This window comes from Acidovorax sp. SDU_ACID1, assembly GCF_045291395.1.
GTDB lineage: Bacteria > Pseudomonadota > Gammaproteobacteria > Burkholderiales > Burkholderiaceae_C > MR-S7.
This window is the reverse complement of the sequence record NZ_CP152342.1, coordinates 2,127,022-2,147,971: the sequence shown is the minus strand read 5'-3', so window position 1 is coordinate 2,147,971 and position 20,950 is coordinate 2,127,022. Positions and strand designations below refer to the sequence as shown.

Annotated in this window: 16 protein-coding genes and 3 pseudogenes; 4 read left to right on the top strand and 15 right to left on the bottom strand. The window is 69.9% G+C overall.

Going from position 1 to position 20,950, the window contains the following annotated elements:
• Positions 1 to 118: 118 nt before the first annotated feature.
• A pseudogene (gene alaS, locus AAG689_RS10485) lies at positions 119 to 2,741 on the top strand (alanine--tRNA ligase).
• Positions 2,742 to 2,794: 53 nt separating this feature from the next.
• Here alaS and AAG689_RS10480 read toward each other — a convergent pair.
• The 5 genes from AAG689_RS10480 to AAG689_RS10460 form a co-directional block, all read right to left on the bottom strand.
• Positions 2,795 to 3,799: a diguanylate cyclase gene (locus tag AAG689_RS10480; protein ID WP_406625885.1), complete on the bottom strand. Its 1,005-nt coding sequence runs from the start codon at positions 3,797 to 3,799 to the stop codon at positions 2,795 to 2,797.
• A gap of 34 nt (positions 3,800 to 3,833) precedes the next feature.
• A complete protein-coding gene (gene trmB / locus AAG689_RS10475; protein WP_406625884.1) occupies positions 3,834 to 4,601 on the bottom strand; it encodes a tRNA (guanosine(46)-N7)-methyltransferase TrmB in 768 nt (255 codons plus the stop codon).
• A complete protein-coding gene (gene gluQRS, locus AAG689_RS10470; protein ID WP_406625883.1) occupies positions 4,571 to 5,536 on the bottom strand; it encodes a tRNA glutamyl-Q(34) synthetase GluQRS in 966 nt (321 codons plus the stop codon). The genes trmB and gluQRS overlap by 31 nt, the downstream gene beginning before the upstream one ends.
• Entirely contained in the window at positions 5,533 to 6,600 is a 1,068-nt protein-coding gene (locus tag AAG689_RS10465; protein ID WP_406625882.1) for an NAD(P)/FAD-dependent oxidoreductase, read from the bottom strand. Before AAG689_RS10465 ends, gluQRS begins: the two co-directional genes overlap by 4 nt.
• Before the next feature lie 69 nt (positions 6,601 to 6,669).
• On the bottom strand, positions 6,670 to 7,608 hold the full coding sequence (locus AAG689_RS10460; protein WP_020226609.1) for a LysR family transcriptional regulator: 939 nt from the start codon (positions 7,606 to 7,608) through the stop codon (positions 6,670 to 6,672).
• A gap of 117 nt (positions 7,609 to 7,725) precedes the next feature.
• Between AAG689_RS10460 and AAG689_RS10455 the strand changes: the two genes are divergently transcribed.
• Together AAG689_RS10455 and AAG689_RS10450 are read left to right on the top strand one after the other, a co-directional pair.
• The gene (locus AAG689_RS10455; protein WP_406625881.1) at positions 7,726 to 8,427 is read left to right on the top strand and encodes a pirin family protein; all 702 of its coding nucleotides are present in this window, start codon (positions 7,726 to 7,728) and stop codon (positions 8,425 to 8,427) included.
• Positions 8,428 to 8,475: 48 nt separating this feature from the next.
• Positions 8,476 to 8,889, top strand: a complete 414-nt coding sequence (locus tag AAG689_RS10450) for a DoxX family protein (protein WP_406625880.1) — start codon at positions 8,476 to 8,478, stop codon at positions 8,887 to 8,889.
• A 68-nt stretch (positions 8,890 to 8,957) separates the two neighbouring features.
• Here the strand turns inward: AAG689_RS10450 and AAG689_RS10445 are convergent, their stop codons facing one another.
• From AAG689_RS10445 to dapC, 9 genes and pseudogenes are all read right to left on the bottom strand, one after another.
• Entirely contained in the window at positions 8,958 to 9,701 is a 744-nt protein-coding gene (locus AAG689_RS10445; protein ID WP_406625879.1) for an arginyltransferase, read from the bottom strand.
• Positions 9,698 to 10,450, bottom strand: coding sequence for a leucyl/phenylalanyl-tRNA--protein transferase (gene aat, locus AAG689_RS10440; RefSeq protein ID WP_406625878.1), 753 nt, complete (start codon positions 10,448 to 10,450; stop codon positions 9,698 to 9,700). Before aat ends, AAG689_RS10445 begins: the two co-directional genes overlap by 4 nt.
• Before the next feature lie 127 nt (positions 10,451 to 10,577).
• Entirely contained in the window at positions 10,578 to 10,916 is a 339-nt protein-coding gene (locus AAG689_RS10435; RefSeq protein WP_020226604.1) for a YggL family protein, read from the bottom strand.
• 318 nt (positions 10,917 to 11,234) lie between these two features.
• On the bottom strand, positions 11,235 to 13,217 hold the full coding sequence (locus AAG689_RS10430; protein WP_406625877.1) for an ABC-F family ATP-binding cassette domain-containing protein: 1,983 nt from the start codon (positions 13,215 to 13,217) through the stop codon (positions 11,235 to 11,237).
• A 78-nt stretch (positions 13,218 to 13,295) separates the two neighbouring features.
• Positions 13,296 to 14,180, bottom strand: a pseudogene (gene prmB, locus AAG689_RS10425) (50S ribosomal protein L3 N(5)-glutamine methyltransferase).
• Positions 14,177 to 15,351, bottom strand: a pseudogene (gene dapE / locus AAG689_RS10420) (succinyl-diaminopimelate desuccinylase). The pseudogenes prmB and dapE overlap by 4 nt, the downstream one beginning before the upstream one ends.
• 63 nt (positions 15,352 to 15,414) lie before the next feature.
• The gene (locus AAG689_RS10415; protein ID WP_406625876.1) at positions 15,415 to 16,575 is read right to left on the bottom strand and encodes a PilT/PilU family type 4a pilus ATPase; all 1,161 of its coding nucleotides are present in this window, start codon (positions 16,573 to 16,575) and stop codon (positions 15,415 to 15,417) included.
• 27 nt (positions 16,576 to 16,602) lie between these two features.
• The gene (gene dapD, locus AAG689_RS10410; protein ID WP_406625875.1) at positions 16,603 to 17,436 is read right to left on the bottom strand and encodes a 2,3,4,5-tetrahydropyridine-2,6-dicarboxylate N-succinyltransferase; all 834 of its coding nucleotides are present in this window, start codon (positions 17,434 to 17,436) and stop codon (positions 16,603 to 16,605) included.
• 8 nt (positions 17,437 to 17,444) lie between these two features.
• Entirely contained in the window at positions 17,445 to 18,647 is a 1,203-nt protein-coding gene (gene dapC, locus AAG689_RS10405; RefSeq protein ID WP_406625874.1) for a succinyldiaminopimelate transaminase, read from the bottom strand.
• A gap of 167 nt (positions 18,648 to 18,814) precedes the next feature.
• Between dapC and AAG689_RS10400 the strand changes: the two genes are divergently transcribed.
• A complete protein-coding gene (locus AAG689_RS10400; RefSeq protein WP_406625873.1) occupies positions 18,815 to 20,317 on the top strand; it encodes a methyl-accepting chemotaxis protein in 1,503 nt (500 codons plus the stop codon).
• A gap of 10 nt (positions 20,318 to 20,327) precedes the next feature.
• Here the strand turns inward: AAG689_RS10400 and AAG689_RS10395 are convergent, their stop codons facing one another.
• Positions 20,328 to 20,948, bottom strand: a complete 621-nt coding sequence (locus AAG689_RS10395; protein ID WP_406625872.1) for an RnfABCDGE type electron transport complex subunit B — start codon at positions 20,946 to 20,948, stop codon at positions 20,328 to 20,330.
• Between the last annotated feature and the right edge of the window lie 2 nt (positions 20,949 to 20,950).

Genomic DNA, 20,950 nt, shown 5'->3' with positions numbered 1-20,950 from the left:
ATCGAAAGCGTAGTAACCGGCGCGCAGGGCCGGTGCCGGCGAAAATCTATAATGTCCGGTTGGTCACGACGGGGCGGGCCACCGCCGCACGCGCCCGCCCACGAACCCCCTACACACCATGAGCACTCCCACCTTTTCCGTCGCGGACATCCGCAAGACCTTCCTGGACTTCTTCGCCGCCAAGGGGCACACCGTGGTGCCTTCGAGCCCGCTGGTGCCGGCCAACGACCCGACGCTGATGTTCACCAACTCGGGCATGGTGCAGTTCAAGGACGTGTTCCTGGGCACCGACAAGCGCCCCTACAACCGCGCCACCTCGGTGCAGACCTGCCTGCGCGCCGGCGGCAAGCACAACGACCTGGAGAACGTGGGCTACACCGCGCGCCACCATACCTTCTTCGAGATGCTGGGCAACTGGTCGTTCGGCGACTACTTCAAGCGCGAGTCGCTCAAGTGGGCGTGGGAACTGCTCACCGAGGTCTACAAGCTGCCGCCCGAGCGCCTGCTGGCCACCGTCTACGCGGAGGACGACGAGGCCTACGACATCTGGACCAAGGAAATCGGCCTGCCGCCCGAGCGCGTGATCCGCATCGGCGACAACAAGGGTGGGCGCTACAAGAGCGACAACTTCTGGATGATGGCCGACACCGGCCCCTGCGGCCCGTGCTCGGAGATCTTCTACGACCACGGCCCCGGGATCCCCGGCGGCCCCCCGGGCAGCCCCGACGAGGACGGCGACCGCTTCATCGAGATCTGGAACAACGTGTTCATGCAGTTCGACATGAAGGAGGACGGCTCCGTCTCCCCGCTGCCCGCTCCCTGCGTGGACACCGGCATGGGCCTGGAGCGCCTGGCCGCCATCCTGCAGCACGTGCACAGCAACTACGAGATCGACCTGTTCGACGCGCTCATCAAGGCCGCCGCGCGAGACCGGCACGAGCGACCTGGCCAACCCCTCGCTCAAGGTCATCGCCGACCACATCCGCGCCACCGCCTTCCTGGTGGCCGACGGCGTGATCCCCAGCAACGAGGGCCGGGGCTACGTGCAGCGCCGCATCGTGCGCCGCGCCATCCGTCACGGCTACAAGCTGGGCCGCAAGACGCCGTTCTTCCACAAGCTGGTTAAGGACTTGGTGCAGCAGATGGGCGACGCCTATCCCAAGATCCGCGAGCAGGAGGCGCGCATCACCGACGTGCTGCGCGTGGAGGAAGAGCGCTTCTTCGAGACCCTGGCGCACGGCATGGAGATCCTCGACGCGGCGCTGGAGGGCGGCACGCAGGTGCTGCCCGGCGACGTGGCGTTCAAGCTGCACGATACCTACGGCTTCCCGCTGGACCTGACCAACGACGTGTGCCGCGAGCGCGGCGTGGGCGTCGATGAAGCGGGCTTCCACACCGCCATGGAGCACCAGAAGAACACCGCCCGCGCGGCGGGCAAGTTCAAGATGGACCGCGCGCTGGAATACACGGGCGCGGCCAACGCATTCACGGGCTACGAGCATCTGGCCGAAAGCGCCAAGGTCGTCGCGCTCTATGTGGACGGCACTGCCGCGGCGGCCCTGCGCGCCGGCCAGAGCGGCGTGGTGGTGCTGGACCGCACGCCGTTCTATGCCGAGAGCGGCGGCCAGGTGGGCGACCAGGGTGTGATCGCCGTGGGCTCCGCGCGCTTCGTGGTGGCCGACACGCAGAAGATCAAGGCCGACGTTTACGGCCACCACGGCGTGCTGGAGGCCGGCACGCTCAACGTGGGCGACACGGTGCAGGCGCAGGTGGACACGCAGCTGCGCGCGGCCACCATGCGCAACCACTCCGTCACCCACCTCATGCACAAGGCCCTGCGCGAAGTGCTGGGCGACCACGTGCAGCAGAAGGGCAGCCTGGTGAACGCCGAGCGCACGCGCTTCGACTTCGCGCACAACGCGCCGGTGACCGGCGCGCAGATCCGCGAGATCGAGCGCCGCGTGAACGCCGAGGTGCTGGCCAACACGGACACGCAGGCGCGGGTGATGGACATCGAATCGGCCCAGAAGACCGGCGCCATGATGCTGTTCGGCGAGAAGTACGGCGAGACCGTGCGCGTGCTCGACATCGGCGCCAGCCGCGAGCTGTGCGGCGGCACCCACGTGCGCCGTACGGGCGACATCGGCCTGTTCAAGGTGGTGGCCGAAAGCGGCGTGGCCGCCGGCGTGCGCCGCATCGAGGCGGTGACCGGCGAGAACGCGCTGGCCTACCTGCAGTCGCTGGAAACGACGGTGGACGATGCCGCCGCCGTGCTCAAGGCTCCCGTGGCCGAACTGACCACCCGCATCGGCGGCGCGCTGGAGCAGATCAAGGCGCTGGAAAAGGAGCTGGCCGCGCTCAAGGGCAAGCTGGCGTCCAGCCAGGGCGATGAACTGGCGGGCCAGGCGGTGGAGGTCAAGGGCATCAAGGTGCTGGCGGCCAAGCTCGACGGCGCCGACGCCAAGACATTGCGCGACACCATGGACAAGCTCAAGGACAAGCTCAAGACCGCCGCCATCGTGCTGGCCGCCGTCGATGGCGACAAGGTGCAGCTGGCCGCCGGCGTGACGGCTGACAGCACGGGCCGCGTCAAGGCGGGCGAGCTGGTGAACTTCGTCGCCGGCCAGGTGGGAGGCAAGGGCGGCGGCAAGCCCGACATGGCCATGGCCGGTGGCACCAACGCCGCGGCGCTGCCGCAGGCGCTGGCCTCGGTGGCGGGCTGGGTGGGCGAGCGCGCGTAACCCGCGGCCGCATCCCATGCGAAACACCCGCCTGACGGCGGGTGTTCTTTTTTCTAGAAGAGCTCCACCTCGTCGTGGGCGACCTTGGCCTGCAGCGCGCCGCTGTGCAGCAGGTCGTCGTAGAAGCAGACGCGGTTGCGGCCGTTTTCCTTGGCGTGGTAGAGAGCCTGGTCGGCCCGGCCCAGGATCTCCACGGGCGAGCCCGCCTGCGTGGCCGCGAAGCCGATGCTGATCGTGATGTGGCCCACCTGCGGAAAGGTGTGCTCCTGGATGGCGGCGCGCAGCCGCTCCAGCGCCTGGCGTGCCTGCCCGAGCGTGACCGAGCGCAGCAGCACCACGAACTCCTCGCCGCCGAAGCGGAAGATGCGGTCCTGGCTGCGGAACAGCGAGCGCAGCCGGTTGGCCACGAGGATCAGTACCTCGTCGCCGTACAGGTGCCCGAAGCGGTCGTTGACAGCCTTGAAGTGGTCGATGTCGATCACGGCCAGCCACTGGCGGGGCGGGTCGTCGCCCTGCGCGGCGTCCGGCCGGGCGCCGGCCTGGCGCGCGAACTGCTCCTCGAACGTCTTGCGGTTGAACAGGCCCGTGAGCGCGTCGCGCTCGCTGTAGTCCAGCAGGCTCTGGTAGTTCTGGTAGACGAGGAACACCCCCATGACCACGTCGCGCTGGTGCCGTGTGAGGGCGCGCGACTGCGTGATCTCCAGGCAGGCGTGGGCGCGGTCGGCCAGCCACACGGGCAGCCACAGGGTGTGGCGCCCGGTGGCGGAATGCTGGGCGCTGGCCTGGCGGCTTTCGATGCACTGCGCCAGCTCCGGCAGCTGCGTGAGCGGCACGCCCTGGGGATCGGAGCAGGCATCGTGCGCGCTGGAGACGATCTGCCCGTCCTGGCTCCAGCTGCGCGGGCGCAGCATGGTGACCTGGTCCTGCACGAAGAACTCCAGCGCCCGCACCTGCACGATGTGCCCCAGCTTGAGCAGCGTGGACAGCACCGACACCTCCAGCCGCAGATGGTCCCGGTGGCCGGTCATCTCGACCAGGTTCTGCAGTATGGGTTTCATCGGCGGGGCTTTCAGGAGGTGCGTGGCAGTAGGGCTAGCGCCGCGCGAACACCAGGTCCCACACGCCGTGGCCGAGCCGCATGCCGCGGTTCTCGAACTTGGTCAGGGGACGGTACTCGGGCTGCGGCGCATAGCCGTCGGCCGTGTTGGCGAGCAGCGGCTCGGCCGACAGCACCTCGAGCATCTGCTCGGCGTAGGGCTGCCAGTCGGTGGCGCAGTGGATGTAGCCGCCAGGCTGGAGCCGCTCGGCCAGCTTGGTCACCAGCGGCGGCTGGACCAGGCGGCGCTTGTTGTGGCGCTTTTTGTGCCAGGGGTCGGGAAAGAAGATGTGCACGCCGGCGAGCGAGGCCGGCGCCAGCATGTGGTCCAGCACTTCCACGGCGTCGTGCTGCAGGATGCGGATGTTCTCGATGCCGTGCTCGCCGATGCGCTTGAGCAGCGCGCCCACGCCGGGCTCGTGCACCTCGCAGCACAGGAAGTTGTCGCCAGGGCGTGCGCGCGCGATGTGGGCCGTGGCCTCGCCCATGCCGAAGCCGATCTCCAGCACCAGCGGCGCGCTGCGGCCGAACGCTGCGGTGGCGTCCAGCCGGGCGGGCGCGTAGTCGAGCACGAAGCGCGGGCCCAGCTCCTCCAGCGCCTTGGCCTGGCCGCTGGTGGTGCGGCCGGCGCGGCGCACATAGCTCTTGATGCCCTTGGGGTGGGCGACGTCTGCCGGCGCTTCGCCGGGGGCGGAAATGGGGGCCTGTGCGGCTTCGGGAGGGAGTGTTGCGATCACGGTGCGCGATTGTAGATTCGAGCCCATGCCTTGGACCAGTGCGCGAGCGCATCTCCCACGGTGGCGGCGGCGCCCGCTGCCGGAGCGGGCAGGCCCAGCACCTGCGCCGCGGCCGCCAGCGCCTGCAGCGGCCGGCTGGCGTCGAAGGGCGGGGCGCCGTGCTGCTTGGAGAGCTTCTCGCCGTCCGCGGCGCGCACCAGCGGCGTGTGCAGGTAGCGCGGCGTGGGCAGGCCCAGGGCCGACTGCAGCAGGATCTGGCGCGGCGTGTTGTCGGCCAGGTCCTCGCCGCGCACCACGTCGGTGATGCCCTGGTCGGCATCGTCCACCACCACGGCGAGTTGGTAGGCCCACAGGCCGTCGGCGCGGCGCAGGACGAAGTCGCCGGTGTGGCGCGCCACGTCCTGCTGCTGCGGGCCCAGGCGCCTGTCGGTCCAGCGGACGCCATCGTTCGCTATCGAAAAAGGAGCTGCTTGCGCTTGACTGTCAGGCGCTGGAGGCTGTTTTGACTGGTACTGCGTGGTATGGAAGCGCCAGGCGCGCGGCGCCCGCCCGCCCAGGCCTTTTCCGGATTCGGGACAGCAGGTGCCGGGGTAGGGCAGTTCCTCATGGCGCTGGCGCGCGTGGCCCTGGGCGGCCAGCGCCTGCGCGATGTCGCGCCGCGTGCAGGCGCAGGGGTAGGCCAGGCGGCAGGCCACGAGCTTGTCCAGCGCCTGCTGGTAGCGCGCGCCGCGCGCGGACTGGTAGAGCGGCGGCGCGTCCGGCACCAGGCCGCAGGCCGCGAGCTGGGCCAGGATGCGTCCGGCCGCGCCGTCCATGCAGCGCGGCAGGTCCACGTCCTCGATGCGCACGAGCCAGCGCCCGCCGGCCGCGCGCGCGTCCAGCCAGCTGGCCAGCGCGGCGACCAGCGAGCCGGCATGCAAGGGTCCCGTGGGCGAGGGCGCGAAACGGCCCACGTAGCTCATGCAGCGGCCAGCGCCAGCTCCAGTCCGGAGACGAAGGCGTCCTCCAGGCGGTGGCCCAGGCACCAGTCGCCGCAGGCGCCCAGGCCCGTGGCCGCATCCCACAGGAAGGGGCGGCCCAGGGGCGACTGGGTCTGGGCGTAGGACCAGCGGCGCACTTCGCTGTGCGTGGGCACCGCGCGGATGCCGGTCACCTCGGAGAAGGCCTTGAGCAGCTTGGCCTGCACGCGGGCTGCGTCGTCCTGCAGGTGCTCGCGCGACCAGGCGGGGCTGGCCTGCACGGTCCAGCGCTCGACCTGCGAGCGGCCGGGCTTGCTGGACTCGCGCGCCAGCCAGGCGATGCGGTGGTGGGTGCTGCGCGCGGCGTTCCACTGCGGGCCCAGGGTGGTCAGGCCCGGCCGCACGGCCTGGGCGAAGCCGAGCATCAGCGTCCAGCAGGGGGCGATGTCCACGCCGGCCAGCGCCGGGCCCCAGGGCGCGGCGAGGGCCGACTGCTCCAGCAGCGCCTGGGCCTGCGGCGCGGGCAGCGCGAGCAGCACGGCGTCGAAGCCGGCATGCACCTGCGTGGCGCCCTCCAGCGTTTCGGTGCGCACCTGCCAGCCGCCGGGGCGCAGGCTGTCGCGCTCGATGCGCGTGACGGCCGTGCGCGCCAGCAATTGGCCTGCCTGCGCCAGCGGCTCGGCCCAGGTGCGCACCAGCGCGTCCATGGCGGGCGTGGCGACCCAGTGCGGCTCGCCGGGCGGCGGGGCAGCGGCGGCCACGCGCCCTGCGGCGTCGAGCACGCGCACGGTAGTGGCGCTCCAGGGGCGGCACAGGCCGGGCACGGTGTCCAGCGCGCGCTGGAAGCGCGCATCGCGCACGGTGAAGTACTGTGCGCCCGCGTCGAAGCTGCCGCAGGGCGATTCCTGCGCCGTGGTGCGGCCGCCGGGCCGCAGGGCCTGCTCGAACACGGTGACGGCATGGCCGGCCTGCGCGAGCGTGCGCGCGCAGGCCACGCCGGCCATGCCGGCGCCGACCACGGCGAAACGGCGTGCGGGCTGGCTGGAGCGGGAAAGGGGACGTGTCATGGGAAGGAGGTGCGAAGAAGGGTGCGCCACACTCTACACGCGCGCCGGCCCGCCGTCGCCCCGGGCGGGTCAAACGCCGTGGTGGTTTTCCAGAAGGGCGCGGCGCGTGGCGGTGCTTTGCAACTGCTCCAGCCACCACTGCAGCGCGCGCCCCGGCGCGGCCTGGCTGGCGCCGCCCCAGGCGTAGCTCACCGGCACTTCGCGCGCGGGACGGGCCACCGCGCGCACCACCAGGTGCCCGGCCTCGACGTAGGGCCGGATCATGGGCTCGGGCAGGAAGCCCCCGCCCAGGCCGCGCAGCTGGGCCTGGATCTTGGCGCGCAGCGTGTCCACGGTGAAGACGTCCTGCCCCGCCAGGATGCCCATGGTCACGCTGCTGCGCCGCGCGGAGTCGGCCACGGCGATCTGGCGGTGGGCGCGCAGCACGGCGTCGGTGAGGGGCTCGGGCAGCCGGGCCAGCGGATGGTGCGGCGCCACGGCGAAGACGAAGCGCACGCCGCCCAGCGGCGCGCTCTGCAGGCCGGCCACGGTGGGCGTGCCGACGGCCACGCCGATGGCCAGGTCGGCATGGCCCGAGGTCAGCGCCTCCAGCGTGCCGCTCAGGATGCCGTCGCGCCACTTGAGCTGCGTGGGCGGATCGAGCGCATAGAACGCCTCCACCAGCTCCAGCATGGTGGTGGGGGAGATCACGCCGTCGACCGACAGGGTGAGCTGCGGCTCCCAGCCCGTGGCCACGCGGCGCACGCGGTTGGCGATGGCGTCTGCGTCCTCCAGCAGGCGCGCGCCCTCGCGCAGCAGCTCGGTGCCCGCCGCGGTGGGACGCGCCTGGCGTGCGCTGCGGTCGAACAGCAGCACGTCCAGCGCGTCCTCGATCTGGCGCACGCGGTAGGTGAGCGCGCTGGGCACCAGGCCGAGCTGCCGCGCCGCAGCGGCGAAGCTGCCCGTGTCGGCGATGGCCTGCAGCATGGAGAGGTTGTCCGGGGTCAGTGCATCGCGGGCGTTTTGCATGGTGGAGGGTGTTTCGATTCAAACCATTTGAATGATGCCTTCAAGTCGGCTGTGCCTGCAACCGGGCGGGCGCGCCTACAGTGAAGCCATACCCCAACACCCCCAGGAGAGCGCACCATGCTGACCATCCGCAAATCGCAGGACCGGGGCCATGCCGACCATGGCTGGCTCCAGTCGCACCACAGCTTCTCGTTCGCGGGCTATCACGACCCGCGCCACATGGGCTGGGGCAACCTGCGCGTCATCAACGAGGACCGCATCGCCCCGGGCACGGGCTTCGGCACCCATGGCCACCGGGACATGGAGATCATCAGCTACGTGCTGTCGGGCGAGCTGGCCCACCAGGACAGCATGGGCAACGTGAAGGGCATTCCGCCCGGCGACGTGCAGCGCATGAGCGCGGGCTCGGGCGTGATGCACAGCGAGTTCAACCATGCGCAGGGGCAGGTCACGCACTTCCTGCAGATCTGGATCGAGCCCAACGTGCGCGGCATCGCCCCGAGCTACGAGCAGAAGCGCTTCACCGATGCCGACAAGCGCGGCCGGCTGCGCCTCGTGGCCTCGCCCGACGGGGCCGAGGGCTCGGTCTCCCTCCACGCCGATGCCTCGCTCTACGCCGGCCTCTTCGACGGCGGCGAGAGCACCCGCCTGGCCGTGGCGCCGGGCCGCAAGGCCTATGTGCACCTGGTGCGCGGCGCGCTGCGGGTCAACGGCCAGCCCCTTCAGGGCGGCGACGCGGCGTTGCTGGACAATGAGGACGGCGTAGCGCTCGACGGCGGGCACGACGCCGAGGTGCTGGTGTTCGATCTGGCCGCTTGAGACACATCCGGCGGCCAGCCAGTTTTTCCCTTTCCAAGGAGCTTCACCATGTTCACTGCCCTGCAAAACCCTCTGGCCCTGGCGGGCCGCATTCTCCTGGCGCTGCTTTTCGTGCCCGCGGGCTACGGCAAGATCGCCGGCTTCTCCGGCACCGTGGGCTACGCCGCGTCCATGGGCATGCCGCTGCCCTCGGTGGGCGTGGCCGTCGGCCTGGCGATCGAGCTGCTGGGCGGGCTGGCGCTGCTCATTGGCTGGGGCACGCGCTGGGCGGCGCTGGCGCTGGCGGTGTTCACGCTGGCGGCCAGCTTCGTCTTCCACGCCTACTGGAGCCTGCCGGAAGCCCAGCAGGCGACCCAGCAGCTGATGTTCTTCAAGAACCTCGCCATCACCGGCGGGCTGCTGGCCTTCGCGGCCTTCGGCGCCGGCGCCTGGAGCGTGGACGGTACGCGCCGCATCCGCTGAGTGCTCCTGAAAGGTGAGCATCCGGCGCTTGCCTGTCAAGCGCTGGATGCCGATTTGGCCATGAAACGCTAGGCGGCCGCGGGCCGCTGCCACTGGCCGTCGATGCGCAGCTCGTGCGGCATGAAGCGCGACTTGTAGTTCATCTTCGGGCTCTGCGCAATCCAGTAGCCCAGGTAGACGTAGGGCAGGCCCAGCGCGCGGGCCTGCTGCACCTGCCAGAGCACGTTGTAGGTGCCGTAGCTGGCGCTTTCCTCGGGCTCGTAGAAGGTGTAGACGGCGGAAAGGCCGTCTTCCAGCACGTCGAGGATGGAGACCATCTTCAGCGCCCCCGGCTGGCCGTCGGCGTCCGTCTCGCGGAACTCGACCAGGCGCGAGTTGACGCGGCTTTGCAGCAGGAACTGCGTGTACTGGTCGATGCTGTCGTGGTCCATGCCGCCGCCCGCATGGCGCAGGGTCTGGTAGCGCAGGTAGAGCTGGTAGTGCTCGGGCAGGTAGCACAGGCGCAGCACGCGCGCCTGCAGGCTGCCGTGGCGCTTGAAGGCGCGGCGCTGGCTGCGGTCGGGGCGAAAGCCCTCTACCACCACGCGCAGGGGCGTGCAGGCCTGGCAGCCGTCGCAGTAGGGGCGGTAGGTGAACATGCCGCTGCGCCGGAAGCCCTGCGCCACCAGGCCGGAATAGACCGCGTTCTGGATCAGGTGGCTGGGCGTGGCGACCTGCGAGCGCGCCTGTCGCCCCGGCAGGTAGCTGCAGGGGTAGGGGGCGGTGGCATAGAACTGCAGGCTCTGCAGCGGAAGGTCGTTGAGCTGGGTCACGCCGGAGGGTTCGCGTCAAGAAGCGCGTCCCAGTATACGGACTGGAAGCGCCAGTCGCAGGGCGGCTGCTCCCTGGCCTCCTGCACGTGGCGCAGGAAGCCGGCACGCGCCACCTCGCGCGCGCCCAGCGATGCCAGGTGCGGCGTGTTCTGCTGGCAGTCGATCAGCGCCACCCCCTGGTGGCGGCACAGGCCCACCAGGGCGGCCAGCGCGATCTTGGAGGCGTCGGTGGCGTGGGCGAACATGGATTCGCCGAACACCGCCCGGCCGATGGCGATGCAGTAGAGCCCGCCCACCAGCCGGCCGTCCACCCAGGTCTCCACGCTGTGCGCGTGGCCGGCGGCGTGCAGCGCCTCGTAGGCGGCCACCATGGGCGGCACGATCCAAGTGCCCGACTGGCCCGCGCGCGGCGTCTGCGCGCAGGCGCGGATCACGGCGGCGAAGTCGCTGTCGATGCGTACTTCGCAGCCCGCAGTGGTGCGGAAGCGCTGCAGGGTCTTGCGCAGCGAGCGGTGCAGCCGGAATTCCTGCTCGTGCAGCACCATGCGCGGGTCCGGGCTCCACCAGAGGATGGGCTGGCCGCTGCTGAACCATGGGAAGATGCCGTGCGCATAGGCCGAGCGCAGCCGGTCCACGTCGAGCGAGCCGCCGGCCGCGAGCAGGCCCGGCGCGGGCGAGTCGGGGCCCCAGCTGCGGGCGGGCGGGGGAAACGGGTCTTGCGGACCCAGCCAGGGGAGCGGCGTGGTCATGTGCTGCATTGTGGCCCCGCACCTGGACGAAAGCCGCCAGCCCTGCGGAGGACTGGCGGCTTTTTTGCTTCCAAAAGGGGAGCTGCCTGCGCTTGGCTGGCAGGCGCTGGAGGCCGAAAAGGCTTGCTTAGCCCTCCACGTACCACGCATCCTTGAGCGCGCTCACCGTGGCTTCGGCCACTTCGGGCTGCGCCGCGAGCCAGGCCTGGGTGGCCTGGCGGTCGTCCTCGGTGGCGCAGCCGCGCCCGTAGGCCGTCACGAAGCCGTCGCGCACCCAGCCGGCGGCGGCCAGGTTGCGGGGCACGAGCAGTTCGCGCACGAAACGGTCCATCAGCACCTCTTCCTGCTCCGCGGCCAGGGCCTGCTTCACCTTCAGCTCGTACTCGAAGCCGAGTTCCTGGAATTCGCCCACGCGCATTTTCTTGCGGAGGCGGCGGCTGCGTTGCTTGTTGGGAGGCAGGGACATGGAGGAGGGGCCAATGAAAATGCCAGCCGCATGGACTGGCATGGTTCGGGGAGGGCGGAATTCTTGCGCGGCCTGGGCGGCCACGGGGGCCGCTTACAGGCGGGCGGGGGAGCGCTTGCGGTCGCGTTCGTCTTCAGGCCAGGCGGAGAGCATTGCGGTGGTGTTCATGGAAAAACTCCTTTGATGTACCCACAACGCGGCCCGTCCGCCCGGCGTTGACAGGCCCCCTGCAAAAAAATGCAACCCTGTCTTGCTCATTAAAAATGATAGCTGCTAGCGCTTTCTGGAAAAGCGCTAGAGGCCAAAAACACCCCAAAATCAACCTGCTGCCGCGGCCTCTTCCAGCGCGGTGGAGACTTCAAGCCAGCGCTCTTCCAGCGCCTCGGTTTCGTCGTTGGCGGCTTTCAGGCGGCGGCCGCATTCGGCGATTTCCACCGGGGGCAGGGCTTCTTGCGTCAGTTTTTGCTCCAGCGCAGCGCGCTCGGCGGCCAGGGCGGCCAGGCGTTTGTCGATTTGCTCCAGTTCTTTCTTCAGGGGGCGGGTCTTTTCGGCAAGCTGCTGGCGGGCCTGGGCGTCTTGCTTGCGCTGGTCGCGGCCATCGCGGGGCGGGGTGGGCGCCGGCGCAGCGGCGGGTGGGGCTTCGGGCGCGGCCTGGGCTTGCTCGGCCAGGCGGGCTTCTTCGCGCAGGCGCTTGGATTCTTCGAGCAGGTAGCGCTGGTAGTCGTCCAGGTCGCCGTCGAACGGACCGACCACGCCCCGGCCCACCATCCAGAAGTCTTCGCAGACCGAGCGCAGCAGCGCGCGGTCGTGGCTGACGAGCATGACGGTGCCGTCGAAGTCGTTCAGCGCCATGGCCAGGGCCTCGCGGGTGGCCAGGTCCAGGTGGTTGGTGGGCTCGTCCAGCAGCAGCAGGTTGGGGCGCTGCCAGACGATCATGGCCAGCACCAGGCGGGCTTTTTCGCCGCCGCTCATGGTCCCCACGGCCTGCTTGACCATGTCGCCGGTGAAGTTGAAGCTGCCCAGGTAGCTGCGCAGGTCCTGCTCGCGGCTGGGCTGCCTGGCGTCCGGCCCCAGTTCCTTGGCGAGGCGGACCATGTGCTCCAGCGGGTTGTCGGCGGGCCGCAGCACGTCCAGCTCCTGCTGGGCGAAGTAGCCGATGCTCAGGCCCTTGCCTTCGGTGATGCTGCCGGCCAGCGGCTTCATGGTGCGGGCAATGGTCTTGACCAGGGTGGACTTGCCCTGGCCGTTGGCGCCCAGGATGCCGATGCGCTGGCCCGCCAGCACCGAGCGGTTGACGCCCGTGAGGATGGTGGTGGGTGTGCTTTCGTCGTCCACGTAGCCGAACGCTGCATCGCTGATGGCGAGCATGGGGTTGGGCAGGCTGGCGGGTTCCTTGAACTCGAAGGTGAACTCGGCCTCGGCCAGCACGGGGCCGATTTTTTCCATACGTTCGAGCTGCTTGACGCGGCTTTGCGCCTGCTTGGCCTTGCTGGCCTTGGCCTTGAAGCGATCGATGAACTTTTGCAGGTGGGCCATCTTCTCCTGCTGCTTGGCAAAGCTGGCCTGTTGCAGTTCGAGCTGCTGGGCGCGCAGCTCTTCGAACTTGCTGTAGTTGCCGCCATAGCGGTTCAGCTCGCCCTGCTGGATTTGCAGGGTGACGTTGGTGATGGCGTCGAGAAACTCGCGGTCGTGGCTGATGACGATCATGGTGCCCACGTAGCGCTTGAGCCAGGCTTCGAGCCAGACCAGGGCGTCCAGGTCCAGGTGGTTGGTGGGCTCGTCCAGCAGCAGCAGGTCGCTGGGGCACATCAGCGCGCGGGCCAGCTGCAGGCGCATGCGCCAGCCGCCGGAGAAGCTGTTGACCGGCTGGTCCAGCTCGCTCACGCGAAAGCCCAGGCCCAGGATCAGGGCCTGGGCGCGGGCCACGGCGTCGTGCGCGCCCGCGTCGTGCAGGTCGGAATACGCATGGGCGATGGCCATGCCGTCGTCGCTGGCCTCGGCCTGGGCCAGCTGCTGCTGCACCTCGGCCAGGCGGGTGTCGCCCTCCAGCACGAAGTCGGTGGCAGACTGGTCGGTTTCGGGCATGTTCTGCGCCACCTCGGCCATGCGCCAGCTGGCGGGGATGTGGAAGTCGCCCCCGTCTTCGTGCAGCTTGCCGCTGAGCAGCGCGAACAGGCTGGATTTGCCCGCGCCGTTGCGGCCCACCAGGCCCACGCTTTCGCCGGGGTTGATGGTGGTGGACACGCTGTCGAGCACGACTTTGGTGCCGCGGCGCAGGGTAACGTTCTTGAGGGTGATCATTCGGGGTTCAGAAAAGACACACCCGCGCGAGGCGGGTGGCGTGCAATCAACAGGGGGCCGGCGGGGCGGCCCAGGCCGCTATTGTGCCGTGTGCTGGTGGTGGGCCGCCAGCGCCTGCCGGGTGACCAGCAGAACCTGGTCTTCGCCCGCGCTGGTTTCCAGCCAGAAAACAGGCAGCTGGGGGAAGGCGGCCTCGAAGTAGGGGCGCTCATTGCCGATTTCGAGCACGAGCACCGCATTTTCGCCCATGCGCGCGGGCGCGTCGGCCAGCAGCTGGCGGATGAAGTCCATGCCGTCGTCGCCCCCGCCAGGGCCAGCTCGGGCTCGGCGCGGTATTCGGGGGCAGGGCAGCCATGCTGGCGGCGTTGACGTAGGGCGGGTTGCACAGGATCAGATCCCATGGGCCGGGCAGGGCGGCGAGGCCGTCGGACTGCGCCAGTGTGATGCGCTCCTGCAGGCCGTGCCGGTCCACGTTGGTGCGGGCCACGGCCAGCGCGTCGAGGGAGAGGTCGGCGCCCGTCACTTCCACCTCGGGCCAGGCCATGGCAGCCAGCACGGCCAGGCTGCCGTTGCCGGTGCACAGGTCGAGCACGCGGCGGGTCTGGTCGCTGAGGAATTCGTCGATGCCGCCGCCCGCGATCAGTTCGGCGATGAAGCTGCGCGGCACGATGGCGCGTTCGTCCACGTAGAAGGGCACGCCTTGCAGCCAGGCCTCGCGCGTGAGGTAGGCGGCGGGCTTGCGGGTGGCGATGCGTTCTTCAAAAGCGTAGCTACCTGCGCTTGGCTGGCGGGCGCTACGGGCTGATTTTTCATGGAATCGAGGTCGCTGTCCAGCGGCAGGCCCAGGCGCCACAGCACGAGCCAGGCGGCCTCGTCGTGCGCGTTGGTGGTGCCGTGGCCGAAGGCCACGCCGGCTTGTTCCAGCTGGCGCGCGCCGCTGGCGATCAGTTCGCCCAGTGTCATGCCGCAGCCTGCGCGTTGAGCAGCTCGAGCGTGCGGCGGTAGATGTTCTTGAGAGGCTCGATGTCGGCCAGGCGCACGTTCTCGTCGATCTTGTGGATGCTGGCGTTGGGCGGGCCCACTTCGACGACCTGCGGGCAGATCTGGGCGATGAAGCGCCCGTCGCTGGTGCCGCCGGTGGTGGAGAGCTCGGTGCGCAGCCCGGTTTCGCCTTCGATGGCCTGCTGCACGGCGGTGAGCAGGTCGCCCGGCGTGGTGAGGAAGGGCTGGCCGCCCAGCGTCCAGTCCAGCGTGTAGTCCAGTCCGTGGCGGTCGAGCACCGCGTGCACGCGCTGCTGAAGTCCCTCGGCGGTGGATTCGGTGCTGAAGCGGAAGTTGAAGTCGATCACCACCTGGCCGGGGATCACGTTGGTCGCGCCCGTGCCGCCGTGAATGTTGCTCATCTGCCAGCTCGTGGGCGGGAAGAAGGCGTTGCCCTCGTCCCAAGTGGTGGCGGCCAGCTCGGCGAGCGCCGGCACGGCCTGGTGGATGGGGTTGCGCGCGAGCTGCGGGTAGGCGATGTGGCCCTGCACCCCTTGACGGTGAGGCGGCCCGAGAGCGTGCCGCGTCGGCCGTTCTTGACCATGTCGCCGGTCTGCTCGACGGAGGTGGGTTCGCCGACGATGCACCAGTCCAGGCGCTCGCCGCGCGCGCGCAGGTGCTCGACGACGACCTTCGTGCCGTCCACCGAGGGGCCTTCCTCGTCGCTGGTGAGCAGCAGCGCGATCTGGATGGCGGGGGCGGGCGTGGCGGCGAGGAATTCCTCCACGGCCACGACGAAGGCGGCGATGGAGGTCTTCATGTCGCTCGCGCCGCGCCCGTAGAGCCGGCCATCGCGGTGCGTGGGCGTGAAGGGCGGGCTGCTCCATTGCTCCACGGGGCCGGTGGGCACCACGTCGGTGTGGCCCGCGAAGACTATGGTTTTGATAGCTGCTTGCGCTTGTCCATCAAGCGCTGGAGGCCGTTTTGCCCACAAGTTGCTGACGCGGAACGTGTCGGGCCCGCTGTCCGGCCGCTCGCAGGCGAAGCCCAGCGGCACGAGCCGCGCGGCCAGCAGGTCGAGGCAGCCCGCGTCGTCGGGGGTGACGGAGGGGCGGGAGATGAGCTGTTCCGTGAGTAGCAGGGTGGGGGACATGGCGGGGCGGGAGCAATGAGAAGGCCGCGCGCGCCTGCACGCGGCCTGTCGGGGTGGGAGGGCTCAGGCGGGTTTGACGTCCAGCACGATCTCGGTGAACGAGGGCTCGTCGTCCTCGGACGCCTGGGGTTCCTTGCGCGCCTCGGCGGCCTTGGCGGCGATGGAGAAGTCGTTCTGCAGGCGCCACATGAGGTTGGTGGGCGAGTCGGCGTAGGCCAGGCCTTCCTTGCGGTCGATCTTGTTGTCGAGGATCAGGCGCGCCAGCGCCTCCTCGAAGGTCTGCGAGCCTTCGGCCATGGACTTTTCCATGGCCTCGCGCACGCCGGAGAAGTTGCCCCTTTCCACCAGGTCGGCCACGAGCTTGGTATTGAGCATCACCTCCACGGCGGGCATGCGCTCGCCCGTGAAGGTGCGCACCAGGCGCTGTGAGACGATGGCCTTGAGCGCCGAGGCCAGGTCGCCGAGCATGGTCGGGCGCACCTCGACGGGGTAGAAGGACAGGATGCGGTTGAGCGCGTGGTAGCTGTTATTGCCGTGCAGCGTGGCCAGGCATAGGTGGCCCGACTGGGCGTAGGCGATGGCGGCGGACATGGTCTCGCGGTCGCGGATCTCGCCGATCAGGATCACGTCGGGTGCCTGGCGCAGCGCGTTCTTCAGGGCGGTTTGCAGCGACTGCGTGTCGCTGCCGATCTCGCGCTGGTTGACGATGGATTTCTTGTTCTTGAACTGGTATTCGACCGGGTCTTCCACCGTGAGGATGTGGCCCGTGAGCGTTTCGTTGCGCTGGTCGATCATGGAGGCCAGCGTGGTGCTCTTGCCCGAGCCGGTGGCGCCCACGATGAGGATCAGGCCGCGCTTTTCCATGATGAGCTCGCTGAGCACCGGCGGCAGGTTGAGCGTGGCGAGCTGCGGGATCTGCTGCGTGATGAAGCGCACCACCACCGCGTAGCTGCCGCGCTGGCGCATGGCGCTGACGCGGAAGCGCCCGACGCCGGTGAGCGGCACGCCCATGTTCAGCTCGCCGGTGTCTTCCAGCTCCTCGATGCGGTCGGGCGGCACGATCTCGGAGAGCAGGTTCTTGGGCGCGTCGGGCGGAAGGACCTGGCTGTTGATGGGCACGCACTCGCCGTTGATCTTGATCAGTGCCGGTGCATTGGCCGACAGGTAGACGTCGGAGGCTTTCTTTTCCGCCATGAGGCGAAGAATCCGTTCCATCGTGCTCATGGCGTGCTCCCTCCTTCGTTGCCGGTATCAGTCGCGCAGCAGGTCGTTCAGGCTGGTCTTGGAGCGCGTCTGCGCGTCCACCGTCTTGACGATGACGGCCGCGTACGTGCTGTAGTCCTGGCCGCCCTTGGTCTTCTTGGGCAGGCTGCCGCTGATGACCACGCTGCCCGAGGGCACGCGGCCGTAGCTGATCTCGCCCGTGTCGCGGTTGAAGATGGGGGTGCTCTGGCCGATGTACACGCCCATGCCCAGCACCGAGTTCTCCTCGACGATCACGCCCTCGACCACCTCGGAGCGCGCGCCGATGAAGCAGTTGTCCTCGATGATGGTCGGGTTAGCCTGCAGCGGCTCCAGCACGCCGCCCAGGCCCACGCCGCCCGAGAGGTGTACGTTCTTGCCGACCTGCGCGCACGAGCCCACGGTGGCCCAGGTGTCGACCATCGTGCCTTCGTCGACGTAGGCGCCGATGTTCACGTAGCTGGGCATCAGGATCGCGCCCTTGGCGATGAAGCTGCCGCGCCGCGCCACGGCCGGCGGCACCACGCGCACGCCGGTGGCTGCGATCTCGTCGGCCGACTGGCCTGCGAACTTGGTGGGCACCTTGTCGAAGAAGGCCAGGTCGCCGGCCTGCATCAGGGCGTTGTCCTTGAGGCGGAACGACAGCAGCACGGCCTTCTTGATCCACTGGTGCACGGTCCACTGGCCCACGCCTTCGCGCGTGGCCACGCGCAGGCGGCCCGAATCCAGTTCGGCGATCACGTGCTCCACGGCATCCACCACCTCCTTGGGAGCGGCGGCGGGGGAGAGGCTGGCGCGGTTGTCCCAGGCGTTGTCGATCAGGGTCTGCAGTTGCTGTGTCATGGATTCGTTCAGGGATGGGATTGGATGAATTGCACGATGCGTTGCGCGGCTTCCACGCATTCGCCGGTTTCGGCCACGAGGGCCATGCGCACGCGCTGCGCGCCGGGGTTGACGCCATCGGCCTCGCGGGCCAGATAGCTGCCGGGCAGCACCGTCACATTGTATTGAGCCAGCAGGGCCTGGGCGAAGGCGGCGTCGTCGAGGCCCAGGCGCTCGGGCACCTTGGCCCAGAGGTAGAAGCCGGCGTCGGGCAGGGCGACGTCCATCACGCCGGCCAGCAGCGGCGTGACTTCGGCGAATTTCTGGCGGTAGAGCGCGCGGTTGTCCACCACGTGCGTCTCGTCGTTCCAGGCAGCGATGCTCGCAGCCTGCACGGCGGGGCCCATGGCGCTGCCGTGGTAGGTGCGGTAGAGCAGGAAGGCCTTGATGAGCTTTGCGTCGCCCGCCACGAAGCCGCTGCGCAGGCCGGGCACGTTGCTGCGCTTGGACAGGCTCGTGAATGCCATCAGGTTGCGGTAGTCCGTGCGGCCCAGGCGGGCGGCGGCCTCCAGGCCGCCCAGCGGCGGCTCGTCGCGGAAATAGATCTCGCTGTAGCACTCGTCCGAGGCGATCACGAAGCCGTGGCGGTCGCTCAGCGCGAACAGCTTGTCCCATTCGTCCAGCGGCATCACCGCGCCCGTGGGGTTGCCGGGCGAGCACACGAACAGCAGCTGCGTGCGCTGCCACACGGCCTCCGGCACGCTGTCCCAGTCCACGGCGAAGTTGCGCGCCGGATCGCTGGGCGCGTAGTACGGCGTGGCGCCGGCCAGCAGCGCCGCGCCTTCGTAGATCTGGTAGAACGGATTGGGGCAGACCACCGTGGCGCCCGGGCGGGAAGCGTCGACCACCGTCTGCGCGAAGGCAAACAGCGCCTCGCGCGAGCCGTTGATGGGCAGCACCTGCGTGGCCGGGTCCACGGCGACGCCGTAGCGGCGCTGCATCCACGCCGCGCAGGCCTCGCGCAGGCGCGGCTCGCCCGCGGTGGACGGATAGCTCGCCAGCCCGGCCAGGCCGTCCGCGAGGGCTTCCTGGATGAAGCGCGGCGTGGCATGGCGCGGCTCGCCGATGCCCAGGCTGATGGGCCGGTGGGCCGCCGAGGGTGTGACCCCCGCGAAGAGTTGCCGCAGCCGCTCGAACGGGTAGGGCTGCAAAAGAGAGAGCAGGGGATTCATGGCGGCGATTATCGGGGATGGCGCCGCAGCCGCACGGGTGCGCGCAGGGCCGGAGAATGGCCGGTTTTTCGCGCTCTTTTCTTCGTTTGCGTAAGGTTACAAATAGCATCATTTGCCATAATGCTTCGGGCACCTTTCATCACAGCAACGGTGGAGACACACGAACAATGGCGGGCTCACTCATCTTGCGGCCAGGTATGTGGCTGATGCGCCGCTTGCGCTTCGGGGCCAAGCTGGCCCTGCTGGGCGGCGTGGCGATCGTGGCGTTGCTGGCGGTGGCTGCGGCACAGGGCCTCGGGCCGGCCGCCGTCTGGCCGGTGTGCGGCGCGGCAGTGCTGACCACGGCCTACCTGGCCGCGGCGCTGTGGGCGAGCGCGGCGGCGGACCTTGCGCGGCTCGGGGAGGTCATGGACAGCGCGGCGGCGGGCGACCTGCGCGCACGCGCCGCCATCGTGGGGCAGGACGAGCTGGCCGGCATGGGCGCGCGCCTGGACCGCATGGTGCTTACCCTCTCGGCCATGGTGGCGGACATCCGCAGCAACGCGGCCCTGGTGGCCCACGCGGGCCGCAGCCTGGCGGCCGACAACCGCGAGCTGTCCGACCGCACGGAGCAGCAGGCCGCCAACTTGGAGCAGACGGCGGCCAGCGTGGAGCAGCTGTCTTCGGCCGTGAACAGCAATGCCCAGGCCGCAGAGACGGCCGACCGGCGCGCGGTGCAGGTGCGCGAAGCGGCCGACGCGGGCGCGCAAACCATGGCGCGCGCGGTGGAATCGGTGCAGGGCATCCGCAGCGACGCGCGCCGCATGAGCGAGATCATCGGGGTGATCGACGGCATCGCCTTCCAGACCAACATCCTGGCGCTCAACGCGGCGGTGGAGGCCGCGCGCGCGGGCGAGCAGGGGCGCGGTTTCGCCGTGGTGGCGGGCGAAGTGCGCATGCTGGCCAGCCGCTCGGCCGAGGCCGCGCGGGAGATTCGCGGGCTGATCGGCACGTCGGTGCGGCAGGTGGAGGCGAGCGCAGGCCTCATCGGCTCGGCGGGCGAGGGCATCGCCTCCATGGCCGAGGGCATCCGCAGCGTGGCGGCCAACGTGAGCGAGATTTCGCATTCGGTGAACGAGCAGGGCACGGGCCTGCGCGAGATCAGCGCGGCAGTGCAGCAGATCGACCAGATCACCCAGCGCAACGCGCAGATGGTGGGGGAGGCCCTGCGCCAGGCCCAGGCGCTGGAAAGCCGCGCCTCCACGCTGTCGCAGGCGGTGATGAGCTTCCGGCTGCAGCAGGGCACGGCGGACGAGGCGGTCGCGCTCGTGGAGCGGGCGGCCGGGCTGCACCGCAGCGGCAGCCAGGAAGCTTTCCTGCGCACGCTGACCGATCCGGCCCAGCCCTACCACGACCGCGACATGTACGTGTTCGCGCTGGATGCCGCGGGCACCTACCTCGCCTTCGGCGGCAACCCGGCCAAGGTGGGCACGCGGGTGCAGGACATTCCGGGCATCGCGGGCGACCAGCTGCTGCGCGACATCATCGCGCAGGCCGAGCGCGGCCCGGGCTGGGTGGAGTACGACATCACCAACCCCGCCACGGGCACGGTGCAGACCAAGATGTCTTTCGTGCAGTGCGCCGGCGATCTGTACCTGGGCTGCGGCGTCTACAAGACGCTCACCGCCTGAGCCGCTCGGCTCAGCCTTGGGCGGTGCGCTGCGCCCGTGCACGCGCCAGCGCCGCGGCGATGGCCGCACGCTTGGGGTCCTGTTCCGCCGGAGCCTGCGGCGGCGCGACGGGAACTGCCTGCTCTGCCTCGCACGCCTCGCGCTGCAGGCGCGCCTGGCGGCCCCGGTAGCGCGCGCGGGCATGCTCGGCCTGGGGCAGCGACCAGGCGGCCCAGCCCGTGGCCTGGCCGCTGGCGTTTTCCATCTGGATGCAATCCACCGGGCAGACCGGCAGGCACAGCTCGCAGCCGGTGCAGTGCGGCGTGATGACGGTGTGCATGCGCTTGTTGAGGCCCACGATCGCATCGGTGGGGCAGGCCTTCAGGCACAGCGTGCAGCCGATGCACCAGTTCTCGTCGATCACGGCCACGGTGCGCGGCGCTTCCTGGCCGTGCGCAGGGCTCAGCGGCAGGAGGGACCTGCCGGTGAGGGCGGCCAGCCGCGCGATGCCCTGGCTTCCGCCCGGGGGGCATTGGTTGATTTCGGCTTCGCCGCTGGCCACCGCGCGCGCGTAGGAGGCGCAATCCGGATAGCCGCAGCGCGTGCATTGCGTCTGCGGAAGGGCGGCGTCGATGCGGTCCGCGAGGGACATGC

Coding starts and splice junctions, on each gene's coding strand:
- AAG689_RS10480 (WP_406625885.1), bottom strand. CDS start 3,799: ATGAAACCCATACTGCAGAACCTGGTCGAGATGACCGGCCACCGGGAC.
- trmB (WP_406625884.1), bottom strand. CDS start 4,601: ATGGGCTCGAATCTACAATCGCGCACCGTGATCGCAACACTCCCTCCC.
- gluQRS (WP_406625883.1), bottom strand. CDS start 5,536: ATGAGCTACGTGGGCCGTTTCGCGCCCTCGCCCACGGGACCCTTGCAT.
- AAG689_RS10465 (WP_406625882.1), bottom strand. CDS start 6,600: ATGACACGTCCCCTTTCCCGCTCCAGCCAGCCCGCACGCCGTTTCGCC.
- AAG689_RS10460 (WP_020226609.1), bottom strand. CDS start 7,608: ATGCAAAACGCCCGCGATGCACTGACCCCGGACAACCTCTCCATGCTG.
- AAG689_RS10455 (WP_406625881.1), top strand. CDS start 7,726: ATGCTGACCATCCGCAAATCGCAGGACCGGGGCCATGCCGACCATGGC.
- AAG689_RS10450 (WP_406625880.1), top strand. CDS start 8,476: ATGTTCACTGCCCTGCAAAACCCTCTGGCCCTGGCGGGCCGCATTCTC.
- aat (WP_406625878.1), bottom strand. CDS start 10,450: ATGACCACGCCGCTCCCCTGGCTGGGTCCGCAAGACCCGTTTCCCCCG.
- AAG689_RS10435 (WP_020226604.1), bottom strand. CDS start 10,916: ATGTCCCTGCCTCCCAACAAGCAACGCAGCCGCCGCCTCCGCAAGAAA.
- AAG689_RS10430 (WP_406625877.1), bottom strand. CDS start 13,217: ATGATCACCCTCAAGAACGTTACCCTGCGCCGCGGCACCAAAGTCGTG.
- AAG689_RS10415 (WP_406625876.1), bottom strand. CDS start 16,575: ATGAGCACGATGGAACGGATTCTTCGCCTCATGGCGGAAAAGAAAGCC.
- dapD (WP_406625875.1), bottom strand. CDS start 17,436: ATGACACAGCAACTGCAGACCCTGATCGACAACGCCTGGGACAACCGC.
- dapC (WP_406625874.1), bottom strand. CDS start 18,647: ATGAATCCCCTGCTCTCTCTTTTGCAGCCCTACCCGTTCGAGCGGCTG.
- AAG689_RS10400 (WP_406625873.1), top strand. CDS start 18,815: ATGGCGGGCTCACTCATCTTGCGGCCAGGTATGTGGCTGATGCGCCGC.
- AAG689_RS10395 (WP_406625872.1), bottom strand. CDS start 20,948: ATGTCCCTCGCGGACCGCATCGACGCCGCCCTTCCGCAGACGCAATGC.